Raw genomic sequence first — 13,297 nt, forward strand, 5'->3', positions numbered from 1 at the left:
GCACTTGGTTTTGAACTTATTGACGAGTAGATGAGAAAATTTAATTAACGCAAATTCGATATAAATTATCTGTTGTCTAAAGAACTCTGAATTTGCTCGAATATCGCATTGTCCGCCAATTTTTTTTGTACCGCATTCCTACCACCTACATCGGCAACCCTAAACTGTTAACACTTAACAGTTAATCTCATTTTATATTTCGTAGTGCCACACCTCGGAAGGTTGCAGAATAATCCGGTGGAGCGGCAGACGATTAATCAAGCCTTGCTGCTCAAAATTACCGAGGGTGCGAGTGACAGTTACGCGACTTGTACCGAGGATTTCTGCAATGTCTTGATGCGTTAAAATCATATCGATTAGATGTCCTTTCTCTACCTCAGAACCAAACCTCTTAGCCAGCCAAGTTAAGAGTTGATAGAGCATAAAATCAACTCTTTTGTAACCTCGCATTACCATAAAATCTTCAGCCTGCTGAATGTGACTGAGCAAAATATCTCTATTTAGCCAGCGATCGCCACATAGTAAAATTGCCTCGACTTTAGTGAGGCATTCAATTTGAAAAGGATCGCATTTTGATATCGCTTTGCCGATCGTATCACCAGGCCCCCACAATCCCAAGGTGATAATTGTGCCATCTTCAAGCCACGTTACAGTTCGCACTACTCCACTTTCAATTCGCCACAGAGCATTGCTTCTGTTGGGCAAGTGCGAGCGACGAGAAAATATATGTCTGCTCGTTTCATCAAAAGTTTTAGTGGAAAGAGAAGCAATAGTCATAGCCAGTTACTGAAAGAATAAAAGTTAGTTTGTCCAATGACAGCAGGATAGTGTGGCTGGCAAAAATCTATATAAATTAAAGCTTTACTAGATTCCTGCACCATCTAAGAACTGTGTAATGAATAAATCCGAAGACAGGAATAATTCATGTTTTTCGACCTCGGCTTGCTCTGATTGAGTTGTTTTGAGCGGAGATAATTGAGATTTTAAAAAATCCACCTGCTCTTCTAAATCCTTAATTCTATCGAACAAAGCTCGAATAGCTTGAGCTTCCAAATCCGGTAAGCCTTGAGAATTTAGAGGATCTTCCACCTGCTTTTTTCGAGAGATAATACGGCCGGGAATTCCCACAACTGTGCAATCGCTAGGGACATCCCGCAGCACTACCGAACCCGCACCAATCCGAACATTATTGCCAATTTGAATATTGCCTAAAACCTTAGCACCGGCTCCCACAACTACATTTTCTCCCAGCGTCGGATGCCGTTTTCCTATTTCTTTACCCGTGCCGCCAATGGTCGCTCCTTGATAAATTACAGCATAATCTCCAACGATCGCAGTTTCGCCAATTACCACCCCCATGCCGTGGTCGATAAACACGCCCCTACCAATTTTTGCTCCTGGGTGGATCTCAATACCTGTTAAAAAGCGACTTACTTGGGAAATCAAGCGCGGTACAAACGGCAGGCCAGCGGAATAAAGCCAGTTTGCTATCCGGTGCAAAAAAAGTGCTTGCAGTCCGGGATAGCAAAATAATACTTCCAGCCAGTTGCGCGCCGCGGGGTCGCGTTCGTAAATAATTTGCAAGTCACTGAACATATTTAGTCTCGCCGTGTTTGGGTTATACAGTATCGGCAGTGTCAACGGTTTAAGCTGCCTAAAGCAGTCTTGATTTTGGCATTATTACATATAATACTGTAATCCGACCAAATTACAGTAGTTTATGTAAAAAAAATTTTTTTCCCCAGCCCTTTCTAAGCTGCCTCCGATATTTTCCGCGAAACAAACGGTACTGCTTGTTTGACTTCTTGTCGCAGCGGAATCTCGATCGAGAATTCCGTCCCCAATCCCGGTGTCGAATCGCAGCGCAGCGTACCTTTGTGCTTTTCTACGACAATTTTATAGCTGATGGACAGCCCCAATCCTGTCCCTTTTCCGACCGGTTTCGTCGTAAAGAATGGGTCAAACAGCCGTTTTTTGACATTTTCTGCCATACCGGGGCCGTTGTCAGATATCCGCACAATTATTTTGTCAGGGATTGAATATTCTGTGGTTATGGCGATCGCGATCGGATTGGCTTTTGCTGCTTTGGGCCCGCGATCGAAGTTGTAACTCTCAAGGGCGTCGATCGCATTAGCCAGAATATTCATAAACACCTGATTTAATTGTCCGGCATAGCACTCTACTAAAGGTAAATTGCCGTAGTTTTTAACAATCTCGATCGGCGGGCGATCGGCTGTAGCTTTCAAGCGACTTTGCAGAATTAGCAGAGTGCTGTCAATGCCTTCATGGATGTTGACAGGTTTCATTTCGCTTTCATCTAAGCGAGAGAAATTCCGCAAAGATTGGACTATTTGAACAATGCGATCTGCTCCTATTTTCATCGAAGATAGAAGTTGCGGCAAATCTTTGCTGAGAAAGTCAAAGTCAATATTTTCTAAATACTCGGAAATTTCAGAAGGAGGGTGTAAATATTGTTTTTGGTAGAGTTTTACCAACTCCAACAAATCGCTAGTATATGCGCTGGCGTGGTGGATATTGCCGTAAATAAAACTAATAGGATTGTTCACTTCGTGGGCGACACCAGCAACTAATAAACCCAAACTAGACATTTTTTCCTGCTGAATCAATTGACTTTGAGTTTGCTGCAACTCTTGCAAAGTTTGTTCTAGCCTTTGAGATTTAGCCGTGCGTTCTGCTGCTATTTTTTCAATTAAAGCGGTATAATTCCACAAGCTCATTAGATAAAGTGTCCCCGCCAAAGTTAAGATTGTCCCCAAAACTAAAACAGTCAAAGAGCGCCAAAATCTTAGAGGATTAATGTACTCTGGCGTTAGTCGCAGTTGCAGCAACCACCTGCGATTTTCAATATTGAGAATGCGGGTGCAACTGCTGCCATCCGGGCAGTAAGCTCTTTCCCCAATTTGGAGTTGATTTTTAATGTTTTCGTCGGTGACGATCCTTTTAGTCTTTGCTTCGTAAAAAGCGAGAAATCTTTCTGCTTCAGGAGCCATAGCATCTTGAAGATACACATTAACAAAGTTGAGTTGAGTTTCCTGTAAAGCCGACTTCACAATAGCATCAACGAGCAAAATTCCCAAAGCAAAACCTTTCAAATTTTCTGGGTTTCTAGCCAGTAATTTTTGCGGCAATTCTGCGGTATCGTCAGCAGAAAATTGACTAAAAATTGGCAGAAACACAAAGACGCTTGGTTGTTTTTGTGAAGACCATTTTTGACGGTCAGTCGCGATAATTTCTTGTCTTTTGGCGGCTTTTTCTAACGCTAGCCGATTGGCAGTCAAATCTAAACCTAAATCTATTTCATCAGTTAGGAATTGCGGAGAGTCAGAAAAACGGGGCAGCCAAGCGATCGCCTTCAGGCTCGGATGGCGGTACAGGGCAGGACCAACAAATGTATTAATTTCGGGCTTTTTAACGCCGTCAAATACGCTGTAAAATGCTCCCACCGCCCGAATTATTTCTAAATTGCCGCTAACATCTCTCTGAATGTCTGTAGCTATTTTGTCCAGCCGGTCTTGCAGTTCGGCTTGCATGGATTTGTATTCCCAATTGTACGCAACTGAAGAGGCGATCGCAGACAGTCCCAATCCTGCACAAAGTGTTAATCCTGCCTGGAGGTAACGGCGATAACTAAGTAAAGTGCTAGTTGCTAAATTCTTGAATTTGTTAGCAGTCATATTCTTCACCTATCTTTTTTCTAGTTCTTCCAGCCTCTGCCTGGGATTTCTCGTTTTTCTCGTTCTCAGTCTGCCTGGGAATGAATTTCATTCAGGAGGCTCTGCCTCCGGTTTGGAGCCACGAGACAGCATTACCAGGCACGAGCCTGGTAACGATGTGGGAGCAGTGTTTTGTAGAAGCGCCCGGATAGTATTTTGAGTAAGATGCAGTCGCTGATTTAAATTGAATAAGCAGGAAAAGTCATCGCGTGTTTGGGCTTGACGTAAACGTGCTGATCTCGCGTTAACTGTAGAGAATCGAAGCGCTCGCGACTCACGTAAGCTGTTACTACCTGCTCGGATTCTAACACTAACTCGGTTTGTATTTCCCGCCCTAAATGAATGATGCGGCTGACTTTTGCTAATGAAAAACCAGACTCCGGCTTAGTTTTAATTTCCACGTCGTGGGGGCGCAAAAACACTACGTCCGAATGAGCGGCTCCATTATGGCGAGCCGTTGTGCCGTTGCTGGCGAACAAACCTGCAGCATTCGAGAGCACATTGACCGGCCCAATAAAACTCATCACAAAAGCTGATGCCGGTTTGTCGTAAATTTCAGCAGGAGTGCCAACTTGTTCGACTCTACCTTTGTTCATCACCACAATTTCATCGGCTACTTCCATAGCTTCTTCTTGGTCGTGAGTCACAAAAACTGTAGTGATGTTAACTTCTTTGTGAAGGTTGTGCAGCCACGATCGCAATTCTTTGCGGACTTTAGCATCTAATGCTCCAAAAGGTTCGTCTAGCAGCAGCACTTTTGGTTGAACTGCTAGAGCTCTCGCCAAAGCAACCCGCTGCCGCTGGCCCCCAGAAAGTTGCGAAGGATAGCGATCGCCCAAACCTGTCAACTGCACTAACTCCAAAAGTTCATCAACCCGCCTGCTAATAGAACCTTTAGGAACTTTGCGAATTTCCATCGCAAAAGCAATATTTTTCCGAATACTCATGTGTTTGAATAAAGCGTAGTGCTGAAACACAAAACCGATATGGCGTTCCTGCACCGACTGATGAGTAGCATCTTCACCGATCAGGTAAATCTGACCGCTGTCCGGCGGTTCTAGCCCCGCGATCATCCTCAGCAGAGTCGATTTCCCAGAACCGGAAGGCCCCAACAGCGCGACTAAAGAGCCCCTTTTAATTTCCAAATTCACGTTGTCAATTGCGTGAAACGAGCCGAAGTGTTTCGATACGTTCTGAATTGTAATGCTCATGAGTCTATTTACCTATTTTCGGACTGAGTGAAACAAGTTAACTCCGCTTATCTGACCGGGTTACAGTAGTATATCCTGAAAATAATATTTATTCTGCAACCCGTGTAACTTTTTGTATTGGATCTCGATGCCCTCCTGATGGGGACTGGGCTTGAAAGTTGACCCTGGCGGGTCCGAAGAGTTAACCCGTCAGCGTTTCCAGATGTGGGATTATCGGTGACGTGCGATCGTCCCAGAGTAAGCAATGCTGAAATTATGTAGAAACCGGGTTTGATGGACGAAAATACTGCATCAAAACCTTTAAAACCTTTAATCCCCGTAAAAAACCCGCTTTCTTTGCTGTCGCTGTATATTTTACGGCTGCCGACAATTCCCCGACTCCCGGCGATATTGAAGATTTCAGGTAGGAATTGCTCAATCTGAAGTGCGATCGCACACAATTTAGATCACAATAGTTAATTCAGAAGCCCGCCAGCTTCACCTTTGAGAAACTGACAGAATAGTAAATTCTAACCAGAACACCACTATGGGAAAACCAACAGGCTTTATCGAATTCTTGCGCGAATTGCCCTCTGAACTCTCACCAGTCGAGAGAGTCCACAACTGGGACGAATTTCACCTACCGATGGAGGAGGACAAACTCCGCACCCAAGGCGCGCGCTGCATGGATTGTGGCATTCCGTTTTGCCACACGGGTACAATTATCAGCGGCATGGCAAGCGGCTGCCCGATTAACAACCTCATCCCCGAATGGAACGACCTCGTATATCGCGGACTCTGGAAAGAAGCCCTAGACAGACTCCACAAAACTAACAACTTCCCCGAATTCACCGGCCGCGTCTGTCCCGCACCCTGCGAAGGCGCTTGCGTGCTCGGCATCAACAACCCGCCGGTGACGATTAAAAACATCGAAGCGGCAATTATCGATAAAGGCTGGGATGAAGGCTGGATTACCGCCGAACCACCCGCCAAACGCACCGGCAAAAAAATCGCCGTCATCGGTTCCGGGCCCGCCGGTTTGTCCGCCGCCGCGCAACTCAACAAAGCCGGTCATTGGGTAACAGTATACGAAAGAGCCGATCGACCAGGCGGCCTGCTAATGTATGGCATACCCAACATGAAGCTAGACAAAGAACAAGTCGTAATGCGCCGCCTCAAAGTCCTCGAAGACGAAGGCGTGACATTCGTCTGCAACACCGAAGTTGGCAAAGACTTACCAGCGGAACAACTGCTAAAAGAATACGACTCCGTTGTGCTCTGTACCGGCGCCACCAAACCCCGCGACTTGGGCATCCCCGGCCGGGAATTAAAAGGCATCCACTTCGCAATGGACTTCCTGACTGCGAACACCAAAGCAGTTTTAGACAAGAGCACCAACGATAACTTCATCTCCGCCGAAGGCAAAGATATCGTGATCATCGGCGGCGGCGACACCGGCACCGACTGCGTGGGTACCTCCATCCGCCACGGCTGCAAAAGCCTGGTACAGTTAGAAATCCTGCCGAAACCGCCCTCGGAACGGGCGGCCAACAATCCCTGGCCCGAATGGCCGAAAGTCTACCGCCTCGACTACGGCCAAGAAGAAGCAGCAGCCAAATTCGGCGACGACCCGCGCGGCTATCTCACCACGGCGACCAAGTTCGAGGGCGACGAAAACGGCAATGTCAAAGCTGTGCACACCGTTGAGGTGGAGTGGGCGAAAAACGAGAAAGGGCAGTTCATTCCGAACCACATCCCGGGCACGGAAAAAGTTTTGCCGGCACAGCTTGTGTTGCTAGCGATGGGCTTCCTCGGCCCCGAACAGCCCTTGCTGGATGACTTGGGATTGGAACGGGACGCGCGCAGCAATGTGAAAGCCGAGCACGAAAAATATACAACCAGCATTCCGGGAGTTTTCGCCGCTGGTGACTGTCGCCGGGGACAAAGTTTGGTGGTTTGGGCGATTAATGAAGGGCGCGGCGTGGCCCGCGAGTGCGACCTTTATCTGATGGGGAGCACTGATTTGCCTTAAATAGGACTTATACCAATTTAAGGTGAAGTTGCACATATCTCGATCCCCCTAAATCCCCCTTAAGAAGGGGGAGTTTGAGAAGAATCTTGTCCCCCCCTTATTAAGGGGGATCAGATTCTATGCAGCCTCATAAAAAATTGGTATTACGCAGAGACTCTACTTGTAGGGTACGAACTACGCAGCTTACAACTACATAATAGTGTCAATAGTGTGTAAATAGTGTAAAAAACATATTATAAAAATTGACTCATGTAGCGTAACTATTGTTAAAGAAATATGTACTCATCTTACAATACAAAACCGTGTAACCTTTTGCTGCCAGTAGGACTCAAAGGAGTTGGCAAGACGTTCATTGGTAGTGTTTTGGAGAAATATCTAGATGTAAAGTTTCTACGGATTGAACCTATATTTCTTGAGGTACTCAGGCTAGAGCCAGGATTAGAAGGAATTCCGTTGGAGAAACGAGGATTCCAAATTGTGTTAGAAAAACTCGATGAGTTAGCTAAATCACACTCCACCCTTTGCATCGAGTCTACAGGCACAGCCCATACCTTCTCAAAGTTATTAACAGCCTTGCGACAAGGCTTCCGCGTGTTCCTGATCCATGTACAAGCTCCACTCGATACCTGTATAGAGCGAGTCATGACGAGAGATGCCTCAGTCCACATTCCTGTTTCAGACCATAGGTTAAAAGAAATTAATGAACGTGCGTTGCTGGTCGAGCTGCCTTGGGATTTAGAGATTGATAATTCTGAGTTCCAGGGTGAGACTGCTATTGCTCAATCGGTAGAAAAGCTTTTACAACCTTAATCCGAAACCGGGCTTTTAGGTTGCCCTCGCTCAACCAAAATTCAACGGATCGACATCAATAGTTAAACTAACAGAACGCGGCGTGCGATCGCGCAATCCGATCAAATCCGACAAATCCACCGACTCATCCAAAGGCAACTTCAGCAAAATCTGCCACCGATAGCGATTTGCCACCCGCATAATCGCCGCAGGTGCAGGCCCCAACAACTCACCCCCCGGTACAGACAATCGCTCCATATACTCCTGACAAACAGACGCCAATTGTACCGCCGTCACCGCCACTTCTGCTGCATCTACACTGCTCAACCGCAACAATACCAGCCGCCCCGAAGGTGGATAATTCAGCGCCGCTCTTTCTGCTAATTCTGTTTCCACAAAATCTGCATATTCGTGCCGCCTAACTGCTTGAATTACCCGGTGTTCGGGAGTGTAAGTTTGAATAATTACCCTTCCCGGATCGTCGCCTCTGCCCGCACGTCCCGCGACTTGAGTTAATGTTTGAAAAGCTCGTTCGCTTGCCCGATAATCCGATAAGTTCAGCAACCCGTCAGCAGACACAACTCCCACCAATGTGACTCCAGCTAAATCTAACCCTTTCGTCAGCATTTGCGTACCCAACAAAATGTCAGCTTCCCCATTGGCAAATTGCGTTAACAATCGGCGGTGATCGCCCTTATTTCTAGTCGTATCGCTGTCAAAGCGAATTGCCCGCAATTCTGGAAATAATCTCGTTAATTCCTGTTCGACTCGCTGAGTGCCGCTGCCAAAGTTTTTAAAGTAAGGAGAACTGCATTCCGGGCAGTTTTGGGGGTGGCGTTCGGTGTGGTTGCAGTAGTGACAGCGCAATATTTCTGCGGTTGCTTCGCCGACGTGGTGATAAGAAAGCGAAACATCGCAATTCGGGCATTCCATCACATACCCGCAACTCCGACAAGACACAAAGGTACTGTGTCCTCTTCTGTGAATAAATAGAATACCTTGCTGTTGTCTTGCTCGCAATTGTTCGAGGGCATTTTGCAGGGAAGCGCTGAAAATTGAGCGGTTCCCTTGCCGCAATTCTTGGCGCATATCGACTATTTCCACAGGCGGCATCGGGCGCGAATAAATGCGATCGGGCAATGATAAATAATGGATATTTGGTAACGAGTAATAATCTCGGCGCGTCCCGACAAAAGTCTCTAAAGCGGGCGTTGCGGAACCTAAAATTAAGGGACAATTTTCTAATTCGGCGCGCCATTTGGCAACGGTGCGGGCGTGGTAGCAGGGGGCTGGTTGGTCTTGTTTGAAGCTGCTGTCGTGTTCTTCATCGAGGATAATTAAGCCGAGGTGAGGTAAAGGAGCAAAAATGGCCGATCGCGTGCCGATGACAATTTGCGGGGTTCCAGTCAGCATCTGACGCCATGTATCGTAACGTTCGCCGTCGGATAGGGCGCTGTGGTAAACGCAAATTTGCTCGCCAAAACGGGCGCGGAATCGATCGGTAAGTTGCGGTGTGAGGCCGATTTCGGGAACGAGTACGAGGGCGGATTTGCCGCTGGCTAAGATTGGGGCGATCGCCTGCAAATACACTTCGGTTTTCCCGGAACCTGTAACGCCGTGCAGCAGGACTTGACGGAATCCCGAAAAAGAGTTAATAAACGCTAATGCTTGAGCTTGAAAATGAGTTAAAGTTTTGGGTGCATCGGGCAATTGAGAAATTCCGCGCTCGCGCCTGAGAACTTCCCTTTGATCGATGACAACGCTACCTTTTTGTTCCAAATTTTTGACAACAGAAGAACTCGCGCTGCAAATTCTCAGCAAATCGTTCATCCACATTTCACCACCGCCGCGCCGCAAAACTTCCAATACTTCTTGTTGCCGCTTCGTTAAATCTGTGACAAATGCACTAGCAATTAATGTCACTGCCGGTTTGAGTTGTGGTTTGGGAGGATTGGGCGGTTCTAAATAACTTTCTACCCAACCGCGTTTCAATAAATCTTTCAATCCCCGATAACTTCCCTTAACTTGGCGCTGGAGGTATTGCCAAGTGTAATCGCCGTTTTTTTGAGCTTGCAGCAATTGCAAAATTTGACTCGCGGCGGGATTGAGAAATGTTTCGGCATTCGGAGAAATTGCGTCCTTAATTAAGCGAATTCGGCGCACAGAACGGCTTAACAAACCGGGCGGCAGGGAGGCTCTAATTACTTGAATTAAAGGTGTGCAATAATAGGTCGCAGTGCGTTCGAGTAATTCCCAGTAAGTCGGTGGGAAAAATCCCGTACTGACAACATCTTCGACATCTTTAACTCGCGCCGGATCTAAGTCTAGCGGCAGTTGAGAAATGAACCGAATCGCGATCGCGCCTACCTGTTGACTGCCAAAGGGTACACTCAAAATATCCCCTGGTTGCACGGTAAGTTCCGCAGGTAAACGATAGGTAAATAACTTATTTTCCTCCCCAGGCGAGTCCCCCGCAACCCTGAAAGGAGAGTCCACCAATACCTCGATCCACTCTGCCCGCACGGTGGGGCGCTGTGGCGGTTCGCTGCTGCCGTAGGATGCCCCGGCCTCTGCCGCTATAGGGGTTGACAAACCAAAAGTGACAGTAGACATAGGGTTGCACATCAAACTAGGAGGAGCCGCGGTCAAAGGGAGTTTTCATTATCCCTCAGTTTAGCTCGATCGATCGATCTTAGCTGCGGGAATTGGCGATCGGAATCTCGATCGCCAATTCAGTGCCTTCTCCAATTGCGGAGATGCACTCCAACCTCCCGCCGTGTTTGTCCACAACAATCTGATAGCTAATTGACAATCCCAAACCCGTCCCGTGACCAACTGTTTTGGTGGTGAAAAACGGATCGAAAATTTTCGCTTTTACAGCTTCATTCATTCCCATGCCATTATCTTTGATGCTAATTCTTGCCCAATTTTCGGAAATAATAGAAGTAGTAATTGTCATCTGGATAGGGTTAGCTTCTATCTCGTCCACTGACGAATTTTGCTCTCGCTCCCGCAGGGCATCCACAGCATTATTAATGAGGTTCATAAACACCTGATTTAATTGCCCAGCATAACACTCTACCTTGGGCAAAGATCCATAATTTTTAATAATTTTTATAGCCGAATGACCTGGTTTTTCTTTAGTTAAATGCTGCAAAATTAACAAGGTGCTGTCAATTCCTTCGTGAATGTTAACTGGTTTCTTTTCACCTTCATCTACCCGCGCAAAGTTGCGTAAAGTCAACACGATTTCGCGGATGCGCTCGGAGCCCACTTTCATTGACGAAAGAGTTTTCAACAAATCTTCGCGGAGAAAGTCGATGTCAATTTTTTCCAGAAAAGCTTCAATCTCTGCATCTGTTTCGGGATACCTATCCTGGTACATTGCGAGCAATTTTAAAAGGTCGCCTGCGTAGTCATTGACATAGGTAATATTGCCGTAGATGAAGTTAACGGGATTGTTGATTTCGTGGGCAATACCAGCTACCAAAATTCCCAAAGCCGACATTTTTTCGGCTTCGATCAATTTGATCTGCGTTGTTTGCTGGTTTTCTAGAGCTTTTTCTAGTGTAGACATTTTTGCTTTAAAAATATTTTCGGAATCTCTAAACTCCTCAGTGACTATTTTTAGCAAAGATTCTTGTTTTTGATTAAGGGCTTGTAATTTGCTGCGTTCTATTTCCGAATTTTTGAGTTTTTTCCGCAGAATTAGATTTTCATTTTCCAGCTCTTTGATTCTTTTTTCCCAGTCTGTTGGTTCCATCGGCTATTATTTTGAACCTAAAAATAGTGTCATAACAGTTTTATCAGTAAATTTAGTTGCACCATTTACCTAGTTAGAATTTCGGCGCATATCGTCTATCCAATTGTGTCCGAAAATTTCAACACTTCCTTTATTTTGGACGATATAAAAATCTTATCGAAGATACATTCACAATGTCAACATATTAATAACAAATATGGTTAAAACCGATCGCTACTTTTATTCATAACTCTCGCATTTGCATGGTTTTCATCCGATTATTGGTAAATAAGCAGGGCGATCGCAAACTTATAAAGGCGGGCCCAGCGCGAAAAATTGCCCGATTCAGACAACCTTTGTACAAAACTCGTCAGCAATGCAAAGCGAAAATATTAAATGTGAGTGCGATCGACGGGGGGGCACGGGAAAAGTGCGATCGACTGGGCGCGCGATCGCGCACAAGCAATCTCAAGTAACAAGCTCGTTGCTCTCTCCCAGAACGCAATCACACTATAGCATTGCTGAGAAATCTCACTTTAATGTGTCGATCGTACTCACACACCCGCACCATTTTGTGCTAATAACTACTACTTGTGACAACATCGACACAGCCGTTTATATTTGGAGAGTAATTGATGTCAGGTAGCGAAGTTCGTGCCGATTTTTGGATGAGCGAGTACATTACCCCTTGGGATATTTACGTTCACGGCGTCATCGCGGTGCTCGCTTACAAGAAAACAGCCTATCAAGAAATGTATGTCGTTCAGACCGGTACTTACGGCAAAGGCTTAGTTTTGGACGGTAAGTGGCAATCTTGTACAGGCGATGAGTTTCTGTACCACGAACCCCTGGTGCACCCAGCCATGATTTGTCACGGTTCACCCAAAAAAGTCCTCGTTCTTGGCGGCGGAGAAGGAGCTACAATTAGAGAAGTGCTGCGCTGGAAAACAGTTGAAAAAGTCGTGATGATCGACATTGACGGCGAAGTAGTAGAAGCTTGTCGCGAACACCTGCCCGAAATGCACCAAAATGCCTTTGATGACCCCCGCTGCGAAGTAGTAATCGGCGATGCTTTGGACTATTTAGATAAAACTGACAATGATTGGGATATTGTCATTTCTGACTTGTCCGATCCCATTGAAGAAGGCCCATCTTTCCAGTTGTTTACCAAAGAGTATTTTGAGAAAGTTCGCAAGGTAATGTCACCTAACGGATATTTCGTAGTGCAAGCGGGCCCCGTTTCTCCGGCAGAAATGAAAATGCACGCTCGCATTGTAAATACCCTGAAATCTGTTTTCTCCAATGTTCAATCCTGCACCAGCTTTATTTCTACCTATGGAGCTCCTTGGGGTTTTGCCGTAGCTTCTAATCAAGAAATAAATACGCGACCCGAACCAGAAGTTACTGACAAATTACTCGCCGAGAAAACAACTGGCGGGTTGCGGATGTTGGACGGGATTACACTGTTGGGGTTGATGCAAGTTCCCGGTCACTTACGACAGGTAATCGCCGCTGAAACCGAAGTTTACACTATGGCAGCACCGCCTAAGTTTTTCGGGAAAGGTTCGGTTGGTCAGTGAAGTTAAATTGAAAGAGAAAACTCGTTTGGAGTAACTGAGATGGACAATTTAATTCGCATAGTCGCTGCAATTTTTCTTCCCCCTCTGGGCGTATTTTTGACTGTCGGCATCGGTACTGATTTTTGGATCAACCTGGTTCTCACGTTTTTGGGCTTTATTCCCGGTATCATTCACGCTGTTTGGGTGATTGCTAAGCACGATCGAGCTTAACTTGAGGGCAAATCCAGTTT

At 46.1% G+C, this 13,297-nt stretch carries 11 protein-coding genes; 5 read left to right on the top strand and 6 right to left on the bottom strand.

Annotated elements, in window-relative coordinates:
• Window positions 1-192 precede the first annotated feature (192 nt).
• From QUA23_RS00835 to QUA23_RS00850, 4 genes are all read right to left on the bottom strand, one after another.
• Entirely contained in the window at window positions 193-777 is a 585-nt protein-coding gene (locus QUA23_RS00835) for a Crp/Fnr family transcriptional regulator (protein ID WP_333072775.1), read from the bottom strand.
• 87 nt (window positions 778-864) lie between these two features.
• Window positions 865-1,596 carry a serine O-acetyltransferase gene (cysE, locus tag QUA23_RS00840; RefSeq protein ID WP_333072776.1) on the bottom strand — a complete coding sequence of 244 codons (732 nt, stop codon included), beginning with the start codon at window positions 1,594-1,596 and terminating at the stop codon, window positions 865-867.
• Between the two features lie 155 nt (window positions 1,597-1,751).
• Window positions 1,752-3,695 carry an ATP-binding protein gene (locus QUA23_RS00845; RefSeq protein ID WP_333072777.1) on the bottom strand — a complete coding sequence of 648 codons (1,944 nt, stop codon included), beginning with the start codon at window positions 3,693-3,695 and terminating at the stop codon, window positions 1,752-1,754.
• Window positions 3,696-3,913: 218 nt separating this feature from the next.
• Window positions 3,914-4,945 carry a sulfate/molybdate ABC transporter ATP-binding protein gene (locus QUA23_RS00850; protein WP_333072778.1) on the bottom strand — a complete coding sequence of 344 codons (1,032 nt, stop codon included), beginning with the start codon at window positions 4,943-4,945 and terminating at the stop codon, window positions 3,914-3,916.
• Between the two features lie 526 nt (window positions 4,946-5,471).
• On the opposite strand from QUA23_RS00850, the gene gltD reads away from it, so the two are divergent.
• Together gltD and QUA23_RS00860 are read left to right on the top strand one after the other, a co-directional pair.
• A complete protein-coding gene (gene gltD / locus QUA23_RS00855; RefSeq protein WP_333072779.1) occupies window positions 5,472-6,956 on the top strand; it encodes a glutamate synthase small subunit in 1,485 nt (494 codons plus the stop codon).
• 276 nt (window positions 6,957-7,232) lie between these two features.
• Window positions 7,233-7,766, top strand: coding sequence for a hypothetical protein (locus QUA23_RS00860; protein WP_333072780.1), 534 nt, complete (start codon window positions 7,233-7,235; stop codon window positions 7,764-7,766).
• A 30-nt stretch (window positions 7,767-7,796) separates the two neighbouring features.
• Here the strand turns inward: QUA23_RS00860 and priA are convergent, their stop codons facing one another.
• On the bottom strand, window positions 7,797-10,358 hold the full coding sequence (priA, locus tag QUA23_RS00865; protein WP_333072781.1) for a primosomal protein N': 2,562 nt from the start codon (window positions 10,356-10,358) through the stop codon (window positions 7,797-7,799).
• 79 nt (window positions 10,359-10,437) lie between these two features.
• Window positions 10,438-11,508 (bottom strand): ATP-binding protein, encoded by a 1,071-nt coding sequence (locus QUA23_RS00870; protein ID WP_333072782.1) that lies wholly within the window; start codon window positions 11,506-11,508, stop codon window positions 10,438-10,440.
• Window positions 11,509-11,863: 355 nt separating this feature from the next.
• Between QUA23_RS00870 and QUA23_RS00875 the strand changes: the two genes are divergently transcribed.
• From QUA23_RS00875 to QUA23_RS00885, 3 genes are read left to right on the top strand one after another with little or no spacing between them, the layout of a single operon-like run.
• Window positions 11,864-12,133: a hypothetical protein gene (locus tag QUA23_RS00875; protein ID WP_333072783.1), complete on the top strand. Its 270-nt coding sequence runs from the start codon at window positions 11,864-11,866 to the stop codon at window positions 12,131-12,133.
• Complete coding sequence (locus QUA23_RS00880) at window positions 12,123-13,067, top strand: fused MFS/spermidine synthase (protein ID WP_333072784.1); 945 nt, start codon at window positions 12,123-12,125, stop codon at window positions 13,065-13,067. Before QUA23_RS00875 ends, QUA23_RS00880 begins: the two co-directional genes overlap by 11 nt.
• Before the next feature lie 39 nt (window positions 13,068-13,106).
• On the top strand, window positions 13,107-13,277 hold the full coding sequence (locus tag QUA23_RS00885; RefSeq protein ID WP_333041499.1) for a YqaE/Pmp3 family membrane protein: 171 nt from the start codon (window positions 13,107-13,109) through the stop codon (window positions 13,275-13,277).
• Window positions 13,278-13,297 lie beyond the last annotated feature (20 nt).

This window comes from Microcoleus sp. Pol1C5, from assembly GCF_036701115.1.
In the GTDB taxonomy this organism is placed as follows: domain Bacteria; phylum Cyanobacteriota; class Cyanobacteriia; order Cyanobacteriales; family Microcoleaceae; genus Microcoleus.